Below are 22,857 nucleotides of genomic sequence, written 5' to 3' on the forward strand. Positions count from 1 at the left end.
TTAACGAATGAGTTCGCCATGGTCTCCTGAGAGGGTTATCTCGAATGAAAAAGCGGTTATGATGATTGAAAAACAGTTTCCGCAGTTAAAACCTGTAAGTATACAGGTATTTGGTGAAGGATTTGACAATTCCGTCTTTCTCGTCAATGAGCAATTTGTGTTTCGATTTCCTAGGCGTGAAATAGCAGTAAATTTACTTAGAGTTGAGAACCGGCTGCTTCCGGTCGCGGCCCCTTTACTGCCAATCCCAGTACCGGATCCGATTTTTCAAGGCAATCAAGAAGAAGGTTATCCGTGGCCTTTTGCCGGGTACAAACTGTTAAGCGGAAAGCCCCTGTCCTGCTTAACTCCTGAACAGCGAATGCTGTCAGTAGAACCATTAGCTAAATTTTTAAAAACACTGCACGCTTTTCCGATAAACGAAGCGGAAAAGCTCGGCGTTCCTTATGATGAGCTTGGTCGGACTGATATTTTTAAAAGGAAGCCTATGCTGGAAGCGAACATCGAAAAAGCAAAGGAACTAGGTTTAATTGGAGAACAAGAACAGGAGCGTCTTCATTTATTTCTTTCGACGGTTTGGAAACCTTTTGAGGATGATAGTAAAACATTAGTACATGGTGATTTTCATATTCGAAATATGCTGGTCGATGACAGCGGCAGAGTGTCAGCGGTGATTGACTGGGGAGATGCCCATATTGGAAGCCCGGCGATTGATTTATCGATTGTGTACAGTTTTATTCCGGCAGAAGGCAGAGATTACTTTTTTCAGTTATATGGTAATGTTACGCCTGAAATAAAAATGATCGCTCGCTTTAGGGCGGTCTACTCGCTAATCATGCTGCTTTTGTATGGGGATAGTCAGAAGGATGAACGGTTAGTTAACGAAGGCCGGACTGCATTGGGTTTGGCACTAGACAATTAATCATAACTTTAACGCTTAGAGTGATAAATTCTCTAGGCTTTTTTTTTATCCAGGGAAAATTCAAAAAGTTCTTGATTTATTAAATAAAGCATATTAATATTTTTAAATAAGTAATCCTATAGTTATTATCGGAATTTATTTTCAGCATCTTAAAATGGGCTGACTTTAGAGGAATTGGATAAGTGCCCTCCGCTTCCTCTTTGCATATATTTATTAAAAGCTAATACCGGTTCGTAACATTCCTGTCCCAGCAATCCATTTAGGGATTTATTTTTAGCAGTGAATGTTGACTGAAATACTCAACATTAAGGAGAGGAATTACATGAAGGTATCCAGTAAAGGTGAATATGCCTTAAGGGCCTTGCTCCTGCTTGGAGGTCATCAAGGCAATGTCCTCGGCATCCAGGAAATTGCCGACAAGACCCTGGTAACCACTAATTACCTTGAACAAATCCTGCTTCAATTAAAAAAACTAGGCTATGTAACTAGTAAACGAGGGGCAAAAGGCGGCTATATGCTGCTAAAAGAGCCCCAGGAAATCAATATCGGAGAAATCATCCGAGAATTAGAGGGGCCTCTATCTCCAATGGCATGTGCATCCATTACGAAGTATGAACCATGTCCATTAGAGGAGGGCTGTCAGTTAAAGCCGCTATGGTCCTTAGTCAGAGATACGATTGCCTATGTCCTTGACCGGACGACACTTGAAGATTTGTTAGAAAACAAAATAAGTCTATTAAAAGGAGAGGATTTAGTTGTCATCAAAAATACACCTTAATCAGCAAGTGCTGGAAAAACTCGAAAGTTTGTTAGAAGGATTAGAATTTGGAACCGTTCAAATCACCGTTCACGATTCACAAATCACGCAAATCGACCGGTTAGAAAGACACCGGCTGCCACTTCAGAAAAAGACCACCCAAGTAGCGAACAACAGGAAAAACGAAAGATGAATAGCTGCCGATCGGACCGCCGAAGGCCCTTTAGTTAGATGTACATGACGATGTACATGCAAATACTAATGGGCTTTTTTTGTTGAAAAAAAGCCCCGACAATACAAAAAAAAGGGGAGTTAAAAATGCTCAAAAAAATCTTAATAACGTTAATTTCACTTATGTTTCTTGTAGGGGCGGCCGGTTGCTCGAGCCAAACTTCTACTGAATCGGCAAAAAAAGAACCTGCTGCAAAGGAAACGAACAAGAAACCGATTGAATTATTAAATGTATCCTATGATCCAACCCGTGAACTTTACGAGGAATATAACAAAAGCTTTGCTGCCTATTGGGAGAAGAAAACCGGTCAAAAAGTGACGATTAACCAATCTCATGGCGGTTCCGGCAAGCAGTCCCGCTCTGTCATAGACGGTTTGGAGGCCGATGTCGTGACGCTGGCCCTTGCTTATGATATAGATGCAATTGCAGGAGCAGGCAAGCTTGCGGAGAACTGGCAGGAGCGGCTGGCTGACAACAGTTCACCGTACACATCAACGATTGTCTTCCTGGTGCGGAAAGGGAATCCAAAAGGAATCAAGGACTGGGATGACTTGGTAAAAAAAGATGTATCCGTCATTACTCCGAATCCAAAAACCTCCGGCGGTGCACGTTGGAATTACTTGGCGGCTTGGGGCTATGCACTCGAGCAGAATAACGGAGATGAACAAAAAGCAAAAGATTTTGTAGCAAAGCTCTTTAAAAATGTACCGGTATTGGACTCCGGAGCCCGCGGCTCGACGACTACCTTCGTGGAAAGAGGAATCGGCGATGTATTGATTGCATGGGAAAACGAGGCTTATCTTGCACTTAAGGAATTTGGCGAAGACAAATTTGAAGTAGTCAATCCATCTGTCAGCATTTTGGCTGAACCTCCTGTTTCCGTTGTCGATACAGTAGCGAAAAAGCATGGGACCGAAGAAGTGGCAAAAGCTTATCTTGACTATTTATATACAGTTGAAGGACAGGAAATTGCCGCGAAGAATTTTTACCGCCCGCGCAATAAAGACGTAGCTGAAAAATATGCCAGCCAATTCCCTGATATCAAACTATTTACGATAGATGAAGTTTTTGGCGGCTGGAAGAAAGCGCAAAAGACACACTTTGATGATGGGGGCATCTTCGACCAAATCTATAAACCGTAATGAATGGAGGCTTTCACGTGGTTAAACAATCCAAACGCCGCCGGGTACTCCCGGGGTTCGGACTTTCAATGGGGTATACGGTCATTTATCTCAGTCTGATTGTCCTAATCCCGATTGCGGTTTTATTTTTAAAAGCAACTACCATAAGCTTGGCCGAATTTTGGGAGACTATAACGGATGAGAGAGTCGTAGCTTCCTATAAACTGACCTTCTATACCTCCTTCGTTGCTGCAATGGTTAATGTTCTATTTGGAACGCTTATTGCCTGGGTATTAGTAAGATATGACTTTGTCGGGAAGCGATTCGTTGATGCGCTTGTCGACCTGCCGTTTGCCCTGCCCACTGCAGTGGCCGGTATCGCACTTACCGCCATCTATGCTCCGAATGGGTGGATTGGTCAATATTTCGAAGCTGCCGGAGTGAAGATTGCCTATACACAGTATGGCATCATGATTGCGTTGACGTTTATCGGGCTCCCCTTTGTGGTCCGGTCTGTCCAGCCTGTCTTGCAGGAGTTGGATCAACAGTACGAAGAAGCAGCCGCTACACTTGGTGCCAATTCGGCCCAGATTTTTTTCAAAATTATTTTTCCAGCCATTTTCCCCGCCGTGCTAACTGGCTTTGGCCTCGCCTTTGCAAGGGCCTTGGGGGAATATGGTTCGGTTGTGTTCATTTCCGGCAACATGCCGATGAAAACGGAAATTGTTCCCCTGCTCATCATTACAAAATTGGAGCAATACAACTACGGGGGTGCCGCCGCCATTGCCGCCGTCATGCTCGTCATCTCTTTCCTTCTATTATTCTTGATTAATTTTTGGCAATGGAGAACGGCAAGGAAACATCAAGTGACCTAGAGGAGTTTGAAAAATATGATTGCTAGAGAACATGTCCATCTAAAAAGTCCAGGAGCCAGCCGTTTTGCCCTGGCTCCGATAAAAAAATGGCTGCTGATTGGAACGGCCCTGGGATTCTTAGGAATTTTTATCCTCATCCCCCTCATCGCGGTTTTTACTGAGGCTTTGAAAAAAGGAATCGAGTTATACTTTGCGGCCATCACGGAGCCTGATGCTCTTTCGGCGATTAAGCTTACGCTCATTACCGCGGCTATTGCCGTTCCCTTGAATACCATCTTCGGCGTCATTGCCGCTTGGGGAATCGCGAAATTTAATTTTAAGGGGAAGAATATCCTGATTACCCTGATTGATATTCCTTTTGCTGTTTCCCCTGTCATTGCAGGTCTCGTGTTTGTGTTGTTGTATGGTTCAAATGGGGTGTTAGGGCCCTTTATTGAAGCGAATAATTTAAAAATCATATTCAGTGTACCGGGGATTGTTCTTGCCACTACTTTTGTCACCTTTCCGTTTGTAGTTCGCGAGTTAATCCCAATTATGCAGGAACAGGGCACGGAGGAGGAGCAGGCAGCGATTACGCTCGGTGCAAGCGGCTGGCAAATGTTTTTTCGAGTGACTCTACCGAATATTAAATGGGGATTGCTTTATGGAGTCATTCTTTGTAATGCCCGGGCGATGGGTGAGTTTGGCGCCGTTTCGGTTGTGTCCGGTCACATCAGAGGGCTTACCAATACCCTCCCTCTTCATGTTGAAATTTTGTATAACGAATACAACTTTACCGCCTCCTTTGCCGTCGCTTCCCTGCTGGCACTGCTTGCCCTGCTTACGTTAGTTTTTAAAAGTTTTTTGGAATGGAAAACAAAGAAATAGTGGAGAGGGAGATTTTCGAAATGGGGATTACAATCACTGGCGTTACGAAAAAATTTGGTGCTTACCCGGCGGTTAAAGATATCAATCTAGAAATACCAACCGGGGATTTTGTGGCATTACTTGGTCCATCTGGTTCTGGGAAGACCACCCTTCTTAGACTGATTGCAGGACTGGAGGGACTCGATACAGGTTCGATCATTTTCAACGGTGTTGATTTCTCTTTCAAAAACGTGAAAGAACGCAAAGTTGGTTTTGTATTTCAGCATTATGCTTTGTTTAAACATATGACAATTTTTGAAAATGTGGCCTTTGGATTGAAGGTAAGGCCGCGCAAATTACGTCCTTCCAGGAGTGAAATCAAGGATAAAGTACTGGAGTTATTAAGGCTGGTACAGCTTGAGCACCTTGCCGACCGGTATCCTTCCCAGCTTTCAGGTGGGCAGAGGCAAAGGATTGCGCTAGCACGGGCGCTTGCCGTGGAACCTGAGGTGCTTCTTCTCGACGAACCATTCGGAGCGTTGGATGCAAAGGTTCGGCAGGAGCTGCGCCATTGGTTACGGGAAATCCATCGAAAGCTTAATATTACGACTGTTTTTGTGACGCATGATCAGGAAGAAGCACTTGAAATGGCAGATACTGTAGTGGTGATGAATCATGGAAAAATTGAACAAATTGGTTCACCTGCGGAAGTTTATGAAAGACCTGCAAATGCTTTTGTTTATAGCTTTTTGGGTCGGGTGAACGAATTCCGTGGGGCTGCTTTGTATAATGATGTTGCAATTGCGAGGGATTCGGCGGTTGAAGCAGTCGGATATATCCGCCCCCATGAGATTGGGCTGAGCAGGTTTTCCAATGGGGTTGGCATACCAGCGGAAGCCTCACATGTCAATGCGGTTGGATCTACTGTTCGGGTTGTTCTGAAACGACTTGATACGGAAGATTATTTCGAAGCTGAATTGACGAGTGGCAATTTTCGGGAACTTGGTCCGTTTCATAAAGGTGATATTCTTTATGCTGATTTTACAAATATCGTCGTGTTTGAGGCAATAACGGATTCTGAGCATTCCAAGGAAAGGGAGAAAGTAACTGTTGGGGCTTTTTCGGCGTTTACCTAGGTTCTAATTCAAATTTATATGGAGACCGGTCGCCAATAATTCCCATTGGTGACCGGAGCTCTTGATTTTTCCGCCGTTCGAGCGCCAATAGCCTCTATTGGTGACTGAAACTCTTGATTTTTACACTGTCCGGGCGCCAATAGCCTCTATTGGTGACCGAAACTCTTGATTTTTACACTGTCCGGGCGTCAAATGCCTCTATTGGTGACCGAAACTCTTGATTTTTACACTGTCCGGGCGTCAATAGCCTCTATTGGTGACCGAAACTCTTGACTTTTACACTGTCCGGGCGCCAATAGCCTCTATTGGTGACCGAAACTCTTGATTTTTACACTGTCCGGGCGCCAATAGCCTCTATTGGTGACCGAAACTCTTGATTTTTACACTGACCGGGTACCAATAGCCTCTATTGGTGACCGAAACTCTTGATTTTTCAGCTGTCCGGGCGCCCATAAAGGTTATTAAATCATCAATATCTCCCGAATATCATCTTCCGTAAGAGTCCCCATCTCCTTCTCATCCGAATCAATAATTTCCTCAATTAAAAGCCTCTTTTTGTCTTGCAGTTCATTAATCTTTTCCTCGATGGTGCCACGAGAAACAAGCTTGATAACCTGAACCTCATTTTGCTGGCCCATCCGGTGGGCACGGTCCGCGGCTTGTTCCTCAACAGCAGGATTCCACCAAGTGTCATATAAAATAACGGTATCTGCCCCCATCAGATTAAGGCCGGTTCCCCCTGCTTTCAAGGAAATTAGGAAAAGGTCGCGTTCACCGTGATTAAACCGTTCGCAAATTTCCACCCGCTCTTCAGATGGAGTCTGCCCATCAAGGTAAAAGTATGGCTGTCCTTTTGCCGTTAACCGCCGTCCAATCAACGCCAGCATTTTCGTAAACTGTGAAAAAATTAACACCCGTCTCCCAGAAAGCCGTGATTCCTCTAATATTTCCATGAGCTGTTCAAATTTTGCCGACCCGCCTTGATAGCCGTCTACGAACAAGCCCGGATGACAGCAAATCTGCCGCAGGCGTGTCAACCCTGCTAAAATCTTGATACGATTTTTTCGAATCGTGTCTTTGTCCAGATGCTTTAATGTATCATGCCGAAGCTTGGCCAAATAAGCTGCGTACAACCTCTTTTGTTCGGGCAGCAGTTCAACTGATTCAAGCGATTCGATTTTTCCAGGCAGTTCGGATAAGACATCCTCCTTCATCCTGCGCAGCAAGAATGGCCGGATTCTGCAAGCGATTTGTTTTCGGGTCAGCTGGCTGAATTCCTTTAGCCCAAGGAAAAGCTCCGGAAAGACGACATGAAAAATCGACCACAGCTCTTCCGATGAGTTCTCAACTGGTGTGCCTGTCAGCGCAAAACGATGTTGGGCCTGCAGCTTTTTTACCGCCCGCGCTGTTTGCGTCAACGGATTTTTAAAGGCCTGGGCCTCGTCAAAAAACACAGTATGAAAGGTTTGTTTTTCAAACCAAAGGATGTCCTTACGGAGCAAAGGGTAGGAAGTGACAATGACATCGACATCGGAAAGATCCTGAAGCTGCTTGTTTCGCTCCTCCTTCGAACCATCAATGACCACCGCCCTAAGCTGGGATGTCCCGGTAAATTTCCTAAACTCACTAAGCCAGTTATAGGTTAGAGAGGATGGACAGACAACGAGGACTGGCTGCTTTTGTCCGCGAATTTCCGGAAGCACCGACACAATAAACGCTATGCTTTGAATCGTCTTTCCCAGTCCCATATCATCGGCCAAGATCCCCCCAAAGCCAAAGTGAGCGAGTGTTTTCATCCATTTAAAGCCGTGCTTTTGGTAATCTTTAAGGAAGGAAGCCAAGCTAGTCGGCAACTCGAAGTCCAAGCTGCCCGGGTTTCGGAGCTGTTCCATAAACTGGCGGAAGGATTCCTCTAGCTTGAAGGTGTCGCTCACCTCCACCGTATCCAGCAGCTGCAGACACTGTTCGATAGGCAAGGCCAGTCCATTTTTCAAGTCACCGGCTTTCATAAGTGGTGAATGAAGAAACTGCTGAATCTCCTCGAATTCCCTTGTTTGCAAGGATAGCAGAGAGCCATTCGGCAATCTATAATACTTCCGTTTTTCCTCTAGCGCCTCCAAGACATCGCGAATCTGATTGTCGGAAATACCGTCCATTTCAAACTTGAATTCCAACCAATTGGTCCGCTCCTTCTTTACCTTCACCCTGATTTTCGGAAAAACATTTTCTCGAAAAATTCGACTGCGGACAGCCGTGGTCGCATAAATTTGGGCGAGCTTTTGCAGCCGAGGTACGACATGGACTAGAAATTCGTACTCAAGATCCTCATTATGCAAAAAATAACCGCCATCCGTCTTGGCGAATGAGCTGTCCTCCATGATTTGCAAGATTTCCGCTTCCTTCTCGACATCCCTTACAATCATCGAGCCTGCCGGAAGTTCCCTTCCCTCAAGCGGATTGATCATCATATGTTCATAGTGAAACTCGATTCCTGCAAGGAGTCGGTTTTTCACCCGATCCAAGTAGAGCATGGCCTTCAACGGTGTTTTCATCCAGGTTTTTGTGATGGAATCGGCAATCTGCACCTGTCCCAGCTCTTTCAATCCCGGGGCGACTTTTTCAAGAAAAAACGGAATTTGTTCGTGCGGGATAGGGATTTTGTTGGTCCTGGGACCATGGAGCATTCGTTTTAGTTCCAATAACCTCTGGAAATCCTGATTCTTCAATTGTGTTATTTTCTCCTCGTAAAGAACGGAGCGATAGGTTTCGAGAATCAGTATTTGATCGAATCCTTCAACCACCAGTAGATTTTCCGTAAATGCAAACTGTAATGGCAGTGAACCATCTGACAGATGGAGTTCTTCATAGGTTTGGCCATTGTACTCTATTTTGACCCTAGGAGCCTTTATAAGTAATGGCAGGAGCCTATCCCATAAGGATGCCGAAATCGGCAGGACTTGCGGATCCAAAGCTTCCTTTCCATACGCCTGTTCATCTCGAACCATGTTAATCAGCTGCTGAATGACGGCATCGGTTTCTTTCTGAAAGCAATGAAGGCTTGGGTCGTAGGTAAAGGGCTCCGAAACAATAAATGGATTTCCATTGCTGACCTTGTCCAAAAACTCTCTGATTTTCTGCACCTTGTTCTCTTCCACGTCCATCTCAATGCCGAGTATAAGCCGGCCTTCGCCTGCCGCGACTGGTTTACAGGTAAACCCGGCATCAAGCACGGTTCTTTTTTCAAAATAATTCTGGTGGCCGCTGGACGGGACAGGCTTATGATCGAAAATGGTCAGCAGGCCGGTGGTCAGTTCCTGATTTGGTGTGGTTCCTTGCTGCTGATGGTCGTAAATCGCCAATAAAACAGCCGCAATATGCTGGCAATCCTTTTGAAAAGAAGCGAGCTTCGGGCAGCTGCAACTAGTGCGGAACTCACCTTCTGCTTCACTCACAACGGTCACATGGAAATCCCCATCAACCATTGCTTGGCAGCGATCCAGACCATATTCGGTGAAGGTCACTTTATTTGTCCGATAAAAATAATCTCCTCTTTTGAAGGAGACCGCGCCACACATATCTGAGATGATTTTATAAGTTAACTCTATGTTCATTTTGATGGTTCCTTCCTTGAGTGTGTGATGCATTCCGGGCGTAATTTATAAATACGATTGTACCATAAGGAAGTGCCATATCATACATATGCAAACAGCCAGAAACATTTTTCAATCAAACGTTTGATTAGTTTTTATAGACGCATCTTGAACTTTTTTTAGGGCATGAATTCCCACTGCAATAAATCCGATTCCTGTAAAAACGGATCCGATGACCTCTATAAGTGATTGGTGATTAACAAACACACTGGCGAGGGCGAATATAATAGTGCCCGCCAATAGAAGATAGCCAGAGTATGCAGGCAGCACCTTTCCGCGAATAATGGAAATTCCTAACAAGATCATCCCTAAGACGAATGATAATGGTCCGAATGTATAGATTGGCTGTGTCGCAGGTGTGTTGAATACCTTACTGAAATCGCCCGCCGAGGCCTGGGCAATTTCCACAAAGACAACGGCCGTGACTATAATGTTTCCTAAAACTCCTGAAATCATGGCTAACAAACCAAGCAGGCCATTTCTTCCTGCCTGAAAAGCAAAAATGCCAAAAAAGGTAAATACCAAAAGAGCATGTGCTTTAAAAACCAATAGGTTCCCTATTACTGTTCCATATTCTCCGGAACCATAGTTTAATAGATGAGCAATGATAAGAAGGATACCTGCTAAAATACCAGTCCAGGATAACAAGCGATTACTCATATTATTCATTTCTATCCACTCCCTTTAAAAGTTAAAAGTAAAACGAAATAGCGGAAAAAATGTCTGATAAGACATGGACAAGGATGAGGGGGACTAAACGACGTGACCTTAAATAATAGATTGGAATGATGACCATAGGGATAACTGTTAAAAATCGATATAGAGAATAGTCCATATCAAGTGTGACAGGAAGTGCGATGTGCTGCAGTGCCCAGAAAAACATGACGGCCGAAACTGCGAAAACTTTGCTTTTAAAAACTTTCTCTAGCCTAGGCAGGCAATACCCCATATAAACAAGCTGTTCCATAATCGCCCAGCCAATCGGCCAGATGATTACACTGTATAAAGCCGCCCATAACGGAAGCGGTCCGGCCACGATGGGTGCGGCTGCTTTCCCAAACAAAAGATAGGAAATCGTCGCTCCCCAAAACATCGTGATCGGCAATAATATTACGAGAATGATTCCCGCCTGCTTTACATCACTTTTAATCAATTCGGGAGAAAAACCGATAAGAGATTTAAAATTCGTTCCCCCTCTTCTGACTACCCAAAACATCAGTGCTAAGCAGCCCAGGTCAATTAAGGACCCATAAACAGTCCACCATCTCCCAGCTTCCAAATAATCCAATGTTGAACTTAAAGCAAAGATCCCTTGAAAAATAACAGCAAATATCGTCCGGCTCAGCAATAATAATAAAATGATCCAAAGCCCATTCTGATTCTTCATGCTCCACCTCCTTTATCTATGACTTTTCTTATAGGAAAATTTTCCCACTACTCAAAATATATGACTCCATACAATTTTTGTAAAGGTAAATTTATCGTTGTGTAAAATTGACAATAAATTTACAATCCCTCAAAACAGAATTAATAAATTTTTCCTATACTGAGTTTAACAAAGTCAGATTCTAAAGGAGTTTTGAGAATGATTGATTTCTTGATTCGTCTTGTTATATTGATACCTATTTGCACTTTGATGTAACACGAAAGCTATACACCACAGCACCTCACTCTTCCCTCTACACAGCAAATCCCTTAATTAACTCGTACACGGCAAAAAGCGAACAGCCCCAGTCGCTGTTCGCTTTTTTATTAAAATCTTAATGGCGTTCTAGAAGTACACAATTCAATCCCTTCCAGCTTTTTAACCGACAAATAAAATTCTAATCCTGATTTCACAATGTCCAATTTCGTCCGCGGTCCGATGGTTATTTTTCGGACTAGCAGTTTGTCTTCGCCTGTTTCTGCATTGTGTTCCACCACCGGGACTTTAATAAATGGAATAAAGGCGCCTCTTGAGACACGAAAATGGATATGCTCATCGGATTTTGGGATGAAGATGAATCTGAATTCTTCTTCGGAAACAAAGGCAGGATGCTTTATAAAACAGCCTAATGTCCCAAAGGTGAACAATATCGCTCTGGAAAAACTCTCTTCCGATAGATTTTCCGCCCTCACCAATTGTAGAAGTCTTGTAATCACTTCTTTTACAATTTGCCTTTGTTTTTCCTCATCATACACCACTTTGCCTACAAAGGTAATTTGCGAATTAAATGATTGTCCAAAAAATTTCGAGGCGTCAATCCCGATATTGCAACCCTCATTCGCCCCGTAGTTATACCATAGCGGCAGAGAATCAGGGTTTTCCGTTAATGAAAACGCGAAGATATTTAAGTCCTTATAATAACTCTCGGTAGAGGCAAAATCTTTGTATAAATGAATAAAGGTATCTTTTTCTTTGCTTTTTTCAATCTCTCCAATGATAGCTTGAACAACTTCGGTCACATAGGCGACTTCTTTGTAATCGTTCATAAAATCCACTCGGGTTATCCAAAAGCACTTTTCCCGGTCAAGGATATTATTTAATGCTTCCATGGACGTATAGTGATACAGCATTGGACCTTTCATAATCTTGTCTAGGTTGTCAAAAATATGCTCTTTAAAGTATTCCGCCATTTCTTGGCTGAAATCGTCTAAAATGACTTGTCCCAAGGGCTGCTCCTCCTCCAAATCTTTCTTATAGTATTTCTATTCTTTGGAGGGAACATTTCGGTTTGGGTCAGTTTTTTGGAAAAACTTCTGAATTCCAAAATAAAAGCGTGGCCGCTTCAAGACTAAACCGTTCTCTTTTGGAGTACCCGCACCTATAAAAACATATATAAAAGCAACCCATTTCGCAGAGTAATTTGCAATGGAATTTTCTCCACCTTTTATTGATTTATTAAGGTTTATTAAGGAAATTAGGGTTAAAATCACACCTTAAATCACATACCCATTGGAATACACCATAATAAAAATTATGGTTTTGCGTTTTCGTGTGCGATTTCATACGCTAATAGTATTTTCATCAAAATCAAAAAATTAGGGAACTTCCAATGAAGTTCCCACATTTATGTCACTTTGTTCTTATGCTAAAGCACTCCGTTAGTTAAAGAGGCAGTATCACTATTAGGCGTTATTTTTAATAAGGATTTGGTTGTTAATATGATGTTCCATATGTTTAAGATAATCTTTTATGAGCCACTCTAATGTTTTTTGTTGATTATTTCCTATATCACAAAGATTTGATAATTTCTCTTTTGGAATATTCGATATAGTATTTATGATTTGCTTATTTAATGCTAAAAAAAGGTTTAATATCTCATCAAGTGGTCTTTCTTGATAATTTTGAAGTATTACCCATTGGTTTTGATTATATGATTGGATAACAAATGGTTGTTCTTCGTACTGAATCTTTATAAACCTATTAATATTATTTATTGCAGAGTCGCATAGATGTCCTAAAATCTCTTTTTTGGACCATTTATTTGGTAATGGGCGATTTGATATTTCTGTTTCTGACATTGAGTTATATACCTTCGGTAATGTTTGTATCCATTGGTTTATTCCATTAATTATATTCTCCACACGCCTTCACCCCTTCAATATGTATCAAAAAACAATATTCGTCTAAAGACATTAATATCCCTTCTTATACTAAACTGCCTAGTTAGTTGAAGTAACCACTTAAATTTTTTTTACATAATCGTCCTATAAACGTGCTAAAAGCAGTGTGATTTCATATGAGAAACACACTGCTTTTGTAGTTGTTTTTATATTTGTTTTTTCCTATGCGGGTACCTCAAAAGAGAACGGCTTACTTCAAGACCACGCTTAGCTTTTTGGGACGAATTTTACGAAACCGCACCTATAAAGGAACTCCTTCATTATTTTGAAGCGCTTTTTGTAAATAACGGAGCTCTTTTGGGATACTCAGGAATGATTCGATTCCAGGAATCGGTTTTAGGGGCGGTATTTTTTTCAAATGGGCCGCAATCGCCATCGTTTCACACGCTAAGAGCAGCTGAGCAAGTTCATCATCAGCCAGAATCGGGCGGCTGCTTAGTTTAGCTGTATTCTCCAGCAGATAACCTAGATGTTCAATAGAATGGACTACCGGCCAGTAATAATCCAAGACTCCCCTATTAACCGGAATCTCACCTGAAGCTGTATTGTACAGGATTTTTAAATTCAAAATATTCGTTCTCATTTTCTTTAACTCTGTGCTTTGTCTAGCATTAAACCTTTTTCCTTGGTCAGAGAAAAGAACAAATAAAAATTGCGACTGACTGCGTATAGTTTTGCTGATTAAGTGCGGAAGGCGGCTTGAGGCGGACCTCCTCCCGACCAGCCATACTCCTATTAGACCAATGATACTGCCGATTAAAACATCCATCATCCTTGCAGAAGCAAAATAGGCAAAGCTAAAGCTCCCGTGGCTTGTGCTTTCTGCCATGAGCAACGCATTAGGGGTGAAAAATAATGCCGCTAACGCATAATTTTTCACGATATACAGCTCAGTAATGAACGTAAACAGTAAAACTAATAAAGCGATTATGTATCCATCAGGATGAATCGAAAGAATCAAGCTGGCAATCAGAATCCCAAGTAATGTACCTATTCCTCTTTGAATGGCACGATGGAACGTGGCGACAATAGAGTAGCCTGACATGACGGCCACGCAGGACAACGGGACCCAAAAGGAACGGGCAAATCCGACCTCAAACGCGAAGATAGCAGCAATGATTGTGATGATCCCAAACCTCATAGCAGCAATAAAAATAATCGAGTTTTTATCAAAGGCACCGCCAAAAACAGTCTTAAGTGGCAACTTTGAGAATTCAACCTCTTGATTGATTTTGGAAGTGGGTTCATTCATTACTGCATCTGCATCATAAATCAATTTAAATAAATGAGCGACCGACGGTTCCATCTCTTCGGGCTGTAAAATTACTTCGGAAGCAGAGTCACTTTTATTTTTTTTGCCTAACGAGTTTGCTATTTTTCGGACAGACTGCGCAGCTTCTGGCGGTAGTGGTGCTCGGTGTTCTGGAAAATCTTCAAGTAAATAAGTAAAAATATTATGAGCCGAATTGTTTAATACATATAAACGTTTGAAATAGTTCGTTTGCCTGATAGGCGTTTGCCCTGATGCCAATGTTTCGTCCGCATCCATTAAGGCTGACATGACACGGTGCCGCGACTCGTGGAATCGGTCTGTCCCTACTGAATCAAGCAATGCTGCGAGCTCTAACAGGCCCCTTTTAACTACTCCTGTTTCAGGTCCATGGGGATCAGAAAACCAGCCAAGCATAGCCAAAATCCACGATAGACTCCCGCCTAAGAAGACTAAGCCTGCTCTTAATGGAGCAAGCTCCGGTGCTTGGGGCATTCCTGTTACCATTGAAAAAACGAGGACCAGGAAGATGGCAGCAGGCCCCGCAATCCTTAATGCTCCGAAAATAAAGATTGCGGCAGCTCCGATGATTCCCATAAAAATCGCTACCATAATGGGATAAGGGGCCACCAGTGTACCTAACGCGGTAAGGGAAGTGAGGGCAATGACAATCCAAAAGATCTTTTTCGCTCTTTGAGCGTATGGAACATTAAACACATATAGATATGTAAATCCGCCCAATCCGGCAACTAATCCATATTCCAGGTTGCCAAATAACAAGCCAATCAAAATCGGCAGTGCTGCGGCCAGTCCTGCAGTAAAGGCCTTTAGCCACGGAAATGGCTTCCTATTGACTGTCAAAGCTTGTTTTAATATAGATGGTGATTTCTCCATACCGACCACTTCTTTCTAAAACTTAAGTCACAAAATACATTTTAAACCAAATATTTTTTCAAGGAGGAAATAATGCTTATATTATCGGAATAGAAAAGCCTAAATCACAGGATGATTTAGGCTTTTTTATTATTTCCTATATTGCTCAATAGTAACCGAGTAATGGATTGACCTAATTAGGCTGAATTCCCTTTTATTAACGAAACTATTTTTACAAACATTCCAATGAAAACATAAAGAATCCCGTTGCCGACGATCATTAAACCAATAAAAGCTGCGCCAATTGCTCCGCCCTCACCTGTGCTGCCTTCACTATGGGCCATCTTCCAAAATAGTGCCCCGATTAAAAAGGCAATGATGGGGCCAAGAATTCCGATAATAATCCCGGACCAAAAAAAGTGCAATTTTTTATTATTATGAAAAGAAATAGCTCCCCAGTTGAATAGCGTGAGCAGCAGCAAGATCAACAGCCAAATTACCGCATCCATCTAAACACCTCCGTTAATCTCATTCAACCTTATAATTTGCGGCTTTTCCCGCCTGACTTGATGATTATATTCACGCCATTTACGTCGCCACTATCAATGTGGCTTTTCATTTTTGATACATCGATATCAGCCTCGAGCATCACTCGCTTACTTTCCTTGCCGCCAAGCCTTACTGTGTAAGGAGCATTGGCGTTCATCAATGTGACTATTTCATCATCAGATTGGTCGTAAAATTCTAAGGTGAAATGAACATTTTCACTGCTGTAGTTTTCAAAAGGAAGTACACATTCGCCGTGCAATGTTTTCTCATCCGCCATTTCAAAATGGCACCTGGCTTCATTATGATTATAGGCAACCGAGTAAATGCCTGTTGCAAAGTATTTTTGAATAGAAGCAGCCAGAAATGTTGGGATAAAACTTACCGCCAAAAAAGCAATGACTATGAATCTCGTTTTAAATCTTTCCAATGATTTCGATAGAAAATAAAGGCTTAGGATAAATAAAACAAATAGAGAAATGCCAAAATAATGCAAACCATTTGCGGACCTTACAGGAATATTTAACTTTGCTGCCAGGGTCTCGCCAAGGGGACTTTCATTCGGGAAAGGAAGGTTCAAAATGATTACGGCTAAATAAAGAATGATAGAAATAGATAAGGATTTTTTATCCTTGATCAAAGGGACCACTCTTTTCTATAAGTTCATACTTTAAGTTTACCATCAACTCTTACATTTTTGGAAAAATTTGATAATCCTATTATTAATTTAGATCATTATGGTTTGTATAGTTGGTTTGATTGGATATTCTATAAACCTTTAAGGATAAACTAATCATAAAAAGTTCAAAAGGAGTTTTGAAAATGTCAACAAATCTATATGCGAAAGAAAACACTCAAAATCTGGCTCAATTAAAGGATTTAGCACCAGAACAATTAAAAGCTTTTAACGATTTTAATGTTGAAGTATTTAAAGAAGGTGCTCTTACTGTTAAAGAGAAAGAAATCGTTGCTGTGGCAATTGCTCATATTACTCAGTGTCCGTATTGCATTGATGCTCATACTAGGAAGGCAAAAAGCGCAGGGGCGTCATTAGAAGAATTAGTTGAAGCTGCATTTGTTTCCGCGGCTGTGGAAGCAGGTGGTGCGGTCACTCATAGTACACATGTACATAATGCAAAAAATGAAGATGCATCAGATGTTCTTTATGCCCGTTCCAATTTGAAAAATTTAAGCAAGCTTGGTAAATTTGCTCATGTAGGATTCAGAGGCTATACAGCGTTTAGTGCAGCCGCCACTAAAGAAGGCAAACTCTCTGCTAAATTTAAAGAAATAATCGCAACTGCTTCTGGGATAGCCAGTCAATGTCCATATTGCATCGACGTTCATACGAAAAAAGCCGAAAAACTCGGTGCAACAAGTGAGGAACTTGCAGAAGCTATTATGGTTGCTTCCGCATTACGCGCTGGCGGTTCCTATGTACACATGGCTAATATGATTCAAAGTTATCAAGACTGAGGTTGTTATATTATTTCTTTCAAAAAACAGGAAATTATACGAATATCCTGAGAGATAATGACCTCATAAGGGAACCAAACGAGATCAGTCAGCGATATTATGGCAGCCCATGACAAGCAACTTCGACATAAAAAACGGCCTAGAATGCTAAGCCGTTTTTTTCCTATTATTTTATTTGCGATGTGCCCAATGCTCAGGGGTCTTTAATGCGGCCGGCAATTTCGTGTAACGGTCGCCCTTTGTTGCGTTCACTTGTGCCTGCGTAAGAAAGATACTCCCTGAAAGATTTGCCCCACATAAGTCTGCGTCCCTTAAATCAGCGCCGATAAAGTCGACTGCTCTTAGGTCCGCTTCCCGTAGGTCCGCCGCAATCAACAAAGCACCCCTTAAATTTGCTCCTCTTAGGTCGGAGCCTCTTAATCTAGCCCCAATCAAGTCACTGCCTTTGCGGATTTTGTTGCTATTTTTTCCAGGTGAAATCTTTGCGCGGACTAGTTCACTGGTACGTAAAAATAACTTATTTACCTTTGACCGGTGTGATGGTACATCAAGATTCAAGATTTCCTTCGTGGTTAAATTGGTCAAGCTTTCTGTTTCTTCAAAAGCCTCATGCAGTTCATGATGAATGGCTTTCGTTTCTTCATAACTCATTGCCTCATTTAAGTAATAAAGCATTTCGTGAAGCTGCTGCATGATTGGAAATACATTAAACATTTCCTTAGCTGACTCCTGGTTCTCGCGCCAATCTCTTCCCCCATATGTATTTTGGGAAACCTTTTGGCCAGCCCCAAAGCATTCATAGGCAGAACAGCCGCGAAATCCTTTATCTCTAAGATTTTGATGGATCATGCAGCGGAAATCGGATTGCAGGTTCTTGCAAGGAGTTCCGCTATCTTTATCAAACGCAAAATCGGCCGACTTGGCATAAGGCAGCGCCACACAACATAAAGCAAAACAATTTTCACAGTCGGCCTTTAAATTTTTTAAAATAACACTCTGATTAGGCAATCCTTACACGTCCTTTTAAAATAAAAAAATACTATTTCCAATTCGATTATTTTTTCGAAAATTCCTTTGTCAATTAGTAAAAAATATTTAAAACAGCAAAACCCTGCCAGCTTTTAGCAGGGTAATTATTATTTTACCGCACGTGGACCTTTTCCCCTTGGATCCAAACTTCTCGAATATTTTCCGGCCGGGCGAGATACATGATTTTCTGGAAGATATCATGCAGTTTCTCCTCTGCATCATAGACTGGCAGCCAGGCCGTCTCTATAGTAGTATCAATGATTTGGACATCCCAAGCAAAGTTTTCCTCGAGGCGGCCGATTGGCAGGCTTAGGCTATCGCCTCCTCCGGCAGTGGCCAAATAGAATGCTTCATCTATGGTGATACGGGAATTCGGGACTCCTCGTTCTTTAGCCGGAAGAGCCGGATTCACTCCATCTTCGAGCATCCTTGAGGACATCACTGCTTGTCTTACATTGTCGAACAAACTTGGCGAGAAACCTCCGGAAATATCCGATCCTAAGCCAATTTCGACCCCTTTTTCCTGAAAGCTGGCGATTGGAATAACGCTATTGGCGAAGTAAGCATTGGAAATAGGACAATGAGCGATTGCCGTCCCTGTTTCTGCGAATAAACCTGCATCATCGTCACTTAAAAAATTGCAATGCGCCATAACAGACTTTTCACGCAACAAGCCGAAATCATTTAAAGCAAAGGCATCGTTTTTACCGAAGCGTTCCTGCACATAACCATGGGCCCAATCGCTTTCACTGCAATGCGACTGGACATGCGCATCATACTTAGCCGCCAATTCACCTAACCCTTTTAGAGCTTCGTCAGTGCAGCTTGGAATAAAGCGCGGTGTTACGACTGGGTAGACGCCCTGTTTTGCTCGCTTTGCCACTTCTTTCACCGCTTGGATGAATTCCTCTGTATCCGACAAGGCGGTTGCTGTGTCAGCGTCCCGATAATACTCTGGTGTTTGGTCAGGGTTATCCATTACGACTTTCCCGACTAGACCGCGCTGCCCTTTTTCCGCACATATTTCCGCCAGCAGGATGCTCGCCTCTTTATGTACAGTCGCGAAATAAAGGGCCGTTGTTGTGCCGTTTGCAAGCAAGGTGCTGACGACATCTTGATATACCTTTTTGGCAAAATCCAAATCCGAAAACTTTGCCTCAATTGGAAAGGTGTATGTATTTAACCAATCATAGAGCGGGATATCTAGCGCCGTTCCAGATTGAGCCCACTGCGGCGCGTGCACGTGCAAATCGACGAAGCCTGGCAGGATGTACTGTCCCTCTGCTAAACGATGAAAATTTGCTTCGTCTTGATATTCTATTAGCAAAGATTGATAGTCGGTGTCGTCTGGGGAGACGACTTTTTCTATTACTCCGGCTGCGTTAATGCAGAACAGATGGTCTTTTTGAATTTGTACTTCTTTTGGGGATTTGCTTGAGAACGCGGTCCCTTGGAAAATTTGCGAATATTTCTTCATGTTAGTCCACCTTTTTATTTATTACATAGATTCAACTGGTTTAGAAACTAGCATAATCATCAAAAAATTGCAAAGAATACATGTAAATATGTATCAAGGGGAACAAGGTGATGAAATTTTTAGGGAATGGGAAAAAGAAATTTGATTTTCCGAGTAAACAATTGAATGAATCGCTCGATACGTTACCGGAAATTCCTCTTGAACCGGAATTAAATAAAAATATCCAAATACTAAAATCAGCCTATAAAGATTGCTCTGATGTGGTATTTCGAGAATTTATTATCAGTAGCAATATTAATGCTCTTCTTCTTTACATAGATGGTCTATCGAATACTGAAGAGATCGACCAACATGTACTTAAGCCGCTTATTCAGATGAAAAGCTATGATCTAGGTGCAATATTTGAGAACACAAAAAAGGAAATATCGGTTTCTGATGTCAAAGAAATCTACGCGATTACTGATATTTTTAAACAAATTTCAATTGGTAACCCGATTATTCTGATTGATAAACAAACGAGGGGAATATCGATTGGGCTGCCGAAGTGGGAAAAACGCAGTATTAAGGAGCCAGACGCGGAATCAGTCATTCGTGGCCCTAGGGAAGGTTTTATTGAAACATTAAGAGTAAATACCTCCCTTTTACGCAGAAAAATTCGTCATCCGTTATTAAAAATGAAACAAATTGATATTGGCCGCTACACGGAAACACAAGTCATCGTTGCCTATATCGAAGGAGTCGCAAACAGCTTTTTAGTTGATGAGGTTACCAGCAGATTAAAGCGAATAAAGATTGATGGGATTTTAGAAAGTGGGTATATCGAGGAAATGATTCAAGATTATCCATTTTCTCCATTTCCGCAAGTTTTAACAACTGAACGGCCGGATGTAGCCTCAGCCAGCCTTTTGGAAGGGCGTGTAGTCATTTTGATTGACGGTACCCCTATTACGCTTATTGCTCCTTGTACATTTGCAAGTCTCCTGCAGGCACCCGAAGATTACTATAATCATTTTTATATCAGTACATTTATCCGCTGGCTGCGCTATTTATTCTTTTTTATCGCTTTACTTGCGCCCTCAGCGTATGTGGCAATTTTAACATTTCATCAAGAAATGCTTCCAACCTCACTGCTCTTAACGATCGCTGAAAGCCGTGAACAAATTCCTTTTCCGGCATTGGTTGAAGCGTTTATCATGGAAATCACGTTTGAGGCACTGAGGGAAGCAGGTGTGAGATTGCCAAAACAAGTGGGAGCTGCTGTTAGTATCGTCGGAGCCCTGGTCATTGGACAAGCCGCGACTGCGGCGGGGCTGGTCTCCTCACCGATGGTTATGGTGGTCGCCATTACAGGAGTCGCATCGTTCTTAATGCCAAGATATGCGACCGGCATCTCGATTCGAATCCTGCGCTTCCCGATCATGATTTTATCAGGTGTGTTAGGCTTATTAGGCGTTATGCTGGGAATTACCGCTATTGTCGCACATTTGTGTACCCTAAAATCCTTTGGTGTGCCCTATTTCAATTCGACGGCTCCGCTTAAAATTCACAATTTGAAGGATGTCCTTATTCGGGCTCCGTGGTGGGCCATGGATACTCGTCCCGACTTTTTTTCACAAGATACTAGTTACTTAAGGCGTGAGTCCAGTACCCAAAAGCCTGGTCCCAGCAAAGGTGGCGACGGAAGTTGAGTTGTTTGATTCGATCTGTAAAGAAAACTTTTACTTTAATCCTGCTTGTTTGCTTAACCTCCATTTTCCTAACAGGATGCTGGGACCGAGCTGAGGTAAATGATTTAGCACTCATTTTGGCAGCAGGTATAGATAAAGGCAAAAAAAATAATATCGAACTCTCAGCTCAAATATTTATTCCAAAGCCATCACAAAGCGGACAACAATCTGAAATGTCCGCCGGGGGCAGCAGCGGACAGTCTTTTGTGAGATCAGCTGAGGGAGAAACCATTGCGGATGCGATGGCACGACTCCAGGAAGAACTTACGAGAGAAATTTTTTGGGGGCAAAACGAGGTGCTCATTATTGGCGAAAAATTAGCAAAAGAAGGAATAATCGACCAAATTGATTTTTGGATGCGACACTCTGAACCTCGCATCCGTGCTGACGTGTTTGTTTCAAAAGGAAGGTCAAAGACTGTTTTGAAGGCAATGCCTGAATTAGAAAATGACACCTCAAAACAACTTCGCAAAATCGTCAAAACACATATAGGAGTGAAAGTAACGGCGAAGGATTTGTCGCAGATGCTATCAGGTGAATCCGATGCCGCCGTCCTCCCTTGGGTGGAATACCTTGACCCATCAATGATGGATTCAAAAAAGGCCATTCCCATTATCAATGGGGCAGCTATTTTTAAGAAAGGAAAAATGGTAGGAAGATTAGATGATAAAAAAACAAGAGGGATTCTTTGGCCAAGGAATGAGATTAAATCAGGTGTAATTACGATTTCTTTTAAAAACGAAAAAGGCTACATCTCCTTAAAACTATTACAAAGCCATAATGAATTGATCCCTTCTTTAAAAAATGGCAAATGGAGCATGCACATTAAAACAAGTGCAGACATGGAAGTCATTCAAAATACAACAAAACGAAACTTATTCAATCCAAAGGTCATAAAAGAAGCTCAGCAAAAGATTGAATTTGAAATTGAACAAAGAGAACGGTTAGCATTTTCGGAAGTACAGAAAAAGTTAAATGCGGATATATTTGGGTTTGCTGATGAATTTGAGAGAAAATATCCACAAGAATGGAAACAAAAGAAGGCTGAGTGGAATGAAATTTTCCCGCAGGTAGCCGTTACTTTTGACACGAAGGTAACGATCAAAAGAACCGGTTTAGGAACTGAAAAACAATAGAGGTGAAAAACGATGAAGACTGGAGGGATATTAGGGGTAACAGTTATACTTGTGCTTATCTTTTTGTCACAATGGCCTAAGTTGAGAAAAAATGAAAGAAAGGTAAAAATGGCTTTTTTTTCGTTAATGGTGGCGAACTGGGTCCTAGCTGTTTTACTTGTCCTCTTTCCAGAAATGC

At 42.2% G+C, this 22,857-nt stretch carries 20 protein-coding genes; 10 read left to right on the forward strand and 10 right to left on the reverse strand.

Annotation, left to right across the window (positions count from 1 at the left end):
• The first annotated feature begins 7 nt into the window (after positions 1-7).
• From KHA99_RS15475 to KHA99_RS15505, 7 genes are all read left to right on the forward strand, one after another.
• Positions 8-922, forward strand: coding sequence for a phosphotransferase (locus tag KHA99_RS15475; protein WP_213118374.1), 915 nt, complete (start codon positions 8-10; stop codon positions 920-922).
• 322 nt (positions 923-1,244) lie between these two features.
• Complete coding sequence (locus KHA99_RS15480) at positions 1,245-1,700, forward strand: RrF2 family transcriptional regulator (RefSeq protein WP_213118375.1); 456 nt, start codon at positions 1,245-1,247, stop codon at positions 1,698-1,700.
• Positions 1,678-1,872, forward strand: a complete 195-nt coding sequence (locus tag KHA99_RS15485; RefSeq protein ID WP_213118376.1) for a YezD family protein — start codon at positions 1,678-1,680, stop codon at positions 1,870-1,872. Before KHA99_RS15480 ends, KHA99_RS15485 begins: the two co-directional genes overlap by 23 nt.
• 125 nt (positions 1,873-1,997) lie before the next feature.
• Entirely contained in the window at positions 1,998-3,053 is a 1,056-nt protein-coding gene (locus KHA99_RS15490; protein WP_213118377.1) for a sulfate ABC transporter substrate-binding protein, read from the forward strand.
• Between the two features lie 17 nt (positions 3,054-3,070).
• Positions 3,071-3,907 (forward strand): sulfate ABC transporter permease subunit CysT, encoded by an 837-nt coding sequence (gene cysT / locus KHA99_RS15495; protein ID WP_372447606.1) that lies wholly within the window; start codon positions 3,071-3,073, stop codon positions 3,905-3,907.
• Between the two features lie 15 nt (positions 3,908-3,922).
• Positions 3,923-4,774 (forward strand): sulfate ABC transporter permease subunit CysW, encoded by an 852-nt coding sequence (gene cysW / locus KHA99_RS15500; RefSeq protein WP_213118379.1) that lies wholly within the window; start codon positions 3,923-3,925, stop codon positions 4,772-4,774.
• A gap of 20 nt (positions 4,775-4,794) precedes the next feature.
• Positions 4,795-5,889 carry a sulfate/molybdate ABC transporter ATP-binding protein gene (locus KHA99_RS15505; protein WP_213118380.1) on the forward strand — a complete coding sequence of 365 codons (1,095 nt, stop codon included), beginning with the start codon at positions 4,795-4,797 and terminating at the stop codon, positions 5,887-5,889.
• Between the two features lie 461 nt (positions 5,890-6,350).
• Here the strand turns inward: KHA99_RS15505 and KHA99_RS15510 are convergent, their stop codons facing one another.
• The 8 genes from KHA99_RS15510 to KHA99_RS15545 form a co-directional block, all read right to left on the reverse strand.
• A complete protein-coding gene (locus KHA99_RS15510; protein WP_213118381.1) occupies positions 6,351-9,500 on the reverse strand; it encodes a DEAD/DEAH box helicase in 3,150 nt (1,049 codons plus the stop codon).
• A gap of 111 nt (positions 9,501-9,611) precedes the next feature.
• Positions 9,612-10,208, reverse strand: a complete 597-nt coding sequence (locus tag KHA99_RS15515; RefSeq protein ID WP_213118382.1) for a hypothetical protein — start codon at positions 10,206-10,208, stop codon at positions 9,612-9,614.
• Between the two features lie 22 nt (positions 10,209-10,230).
• Complete coding sequence (locus KHA99_RS15520) at positions 10,231-10,926, reverse strand: CPBP family glutamic-type intramembrane protease (protein WP_213118383.1); 696 nt, start codon at positions 10,924-10,926, stop codon at positions 10,231-10,233.
• 365 nt (positions 10,927-11,291) lie between these two features.
• Complete coding sequence (locus tag KHA99_RS15525; RefSeq protein WP_213118384.1) at positions 11,292-12,191, reverse strand: DUF2971 domain-containing protein; 900 nt, start codon at positions 12,189-12,191, stop codon at positions 11,292-11,294.
• 456 nt (positions 12,192-12,647) lie between these two features.
• On the reverse strand, positions 12,648-13,106 hold the full coding sequence (locus KHA99_RS15530) for a DinB family protein (protein ID WP_213118385.1): 459 nt from the start codon (positions 13,104-13,106) through the stop codon (positions 12,648-12,650).
• A gap of 280 nt (positions 13,107-13,386) precedes the next feature.
• Complete coding sequence (locus KHA99_RS15535; protein WP_213118386.1) at positions 13,387-15,309, reverse strand: FUSC family protein; 1,923 nt, start codon at positions 15,307-15,309, stop codon at positions 13,387-13,389.
• A gap of 176 nt (positions 15,310-15,485) precedes the next feature.
• On the reverse strand, positions 15,486-15,797 hold the full coding sequence (locus KHA99_RS15540; protein WP_213118387.1) for an ABC transporter permease: 312 nt from the start codon (positions 15,795-15,797) through the stop codon (positions 15,486-15,488).
• Positions 15,798-15,826: 29 nt separating this feature from the next.
• Positions 15,827-16,474 (reverse strand): hypothetical protein, encoded by a 648-nt coding sequence (locus tag KHA99_RS15545; RefSeq protein ID WP_213118388.1) that lies wholly within the window; start codon positions 16,472-16,474, stop codon positions 15,827-15,829.
• A gap of 182 nt (positions 16,475-16,656) precedes the next feature.
• Here KHA99_RS15545 and KHA99_RS15550 point away from each other — a divergent pair, with 182 nt between their 5' ends.
• Positions 16,657-17,310: a carboxymuconolactone decarboxylase family protein gene (locus KHA99_RS15550; protein WP_213118389.1), complete on the forward strand. Its 654-nt coding sequence runs from the start codon at positions 16,657-16,659 to the stop codon at positions 17,308-17,310.
• A gap of 171 nt (positions 17,311-17,481) precedes the next feature.
• On the opposite strand, the gene KHA99_RS15555 is transcribed toward KHA99_RS15550, so the two are convergent.
• A complete protein-coding gene (locus tag KHA99_RS15555) occupies positions 17,482-18,318 on the reverse strand; it encodes a pentapeptide repeat-containing protein (protein WP_213118390.1) in 837 nt (278 codons plus the stop codon).
• Positions 18,319-18,451: 133 nt separating this feature from the next.
• A complete protein-coding gene (gene guaD, locus KHA99_RS15560) occupies positions 18,452-19,816 on the reverse strand; it encodes a guanine deaminase (RefSeq protein ID WP_213118391.1) in 1,365 nt (454 codons plus the stop codon).
• Between the two features lie 110 nt (positions 19,817-19,926).
• Between guaD and KHA99_RS15565 the strand changes: the two genes are divergently transcribed.
• Both KHA99_RS15565 and KHA99_RS15570 read left to right on the forward strand, forming a co-directional pair.
• Complete coding sequence (locus KHA99_RS15565) at positions 19,927-21,504, forward strand: spore germination protein (protein WP_213118392.1); 1,578 nt, start codon at positions 19,927-19,929, stop codon at positions 21,502-21,504.
• Complete coding sequence (locus KHA99_RS15570; protein WP_213118393.1) at positions 21,501-22,679, forward strand: Ger(x)C family spore germination protein; 1,179 nt, start codon at positions 21,501-21,503, stop codon at positions 22,677-22,679. Before KHA99_RS15565 ends, KHA99_RS15570 begins: the two co-directional genes overlap by 4 nt.
• Positions 22,680-22,857: the final 178 nt, after the last annotated feature.

The sequence above is a fragment of the Neobacillus rhizophilus genome, from assembly GCF_018343535.1.
In the GTDB taxonomy this organism is placed as follows: domain Bacteria; phylum Bacillota; class Bacilli; order Bacillales; family Cytobacillaceae; genus Neobacillus; species Neobacillus rhizophilus.

Excerpts from the sequence above, each read along its gene's own strand:
- KHA99_RS15475 (WP_213118374.1), top strand. The coding sequence starts at position 8 with ATGAGTTCGCCATGGTCTCCTGAGAGGGTTATCTCGAATGAAAAAGCG.
- KHA99_RS15480 (WP_213118375.1), top strand. The coding sequence starts at position 1,245 with ATGAAGGTATCCAGTAAAGGTGAATATGCCTTAAGGGCCTTGCTCCTG.
- KHA99_RS15490 (WP_213118377.1), top strand. The coding sequence starts at position 1,998 with ATGCTCAAAAAAATCTTAATAACGTTAATTTCACTTATGTTTCTTGTA.
- cysW (WP_213118379.1), top strand. The coding sequence starts at position 3,923 with ATGATTGCTAGAGAACATGTCCATCTAAAAAGTCCAGGAGCCAGCCGT.
- KHA99_RS15505 (WP_213118380.1), top strand. The coding sequence starts at position 4,795 with ATGGGGATTACAATCACTGGCGTTACGAAAAAATTTGGTGCTTACCCG.
- KHA99_RS15510 (WP_213118381.1), bottom strand. The coding sequence starts at position 9,500 with ATGAACATAGAGTTAACTTATAAAATCATCTCAGATATGTGTGGCGCG.
- KHA99_RS15515 (WP_213118382.1), bottom strand. The coding sequence starts at position 10,208 with ATGAATAATATGAGTAATCGCTTGTTATCCTGGACTGGTATTTTAGCA.
- KHA99_RS15520 (WP_213118383.1), bottom strand. The coding sequence starts at position 10,926 with ATGAAGAATCAGAATGGGCTTTGGATCATTTTATTATTATTGCTGAGC.
- KHA99_RS15535 (WP_213118386.1), bottom strand. The coding sequence starts at position 15,309 with ATGGAGAAATCACCATCTATATTAAAACAAGCTTTGACAGTCAATAGG.
- KHA99_RS15540 (WP_213118387.1), bottom strand. The coding sequence starts at position 15,797 with ATGGATGCGGTAATTTGGCTGTTGATCTTGCTGCTGCTCACGCTATTC.
- KHA99_RS15550 (WP_213118389.1), top strand. The coding sequence starts at position 16,657 with ATGTCAACAAATCTATATGCGAAAGAAAACACTCAAAATCTGGCTCAA.
- guaD (WP_213118391.1), bottom strand. The coding sequence starts at position 19,816 with ATGAAGAAATATTCGCAAATTTTCCAAGGGACCGCGTTCTCAAGCAAA.
- KHA99_RS15565 (WP_213118392.1), top strand. The coding sequence starts at position 19,927 with ATGAAATTTTTAGGGAATGGGAAAAAGAAATTTGATTTTCCGAGTAAA.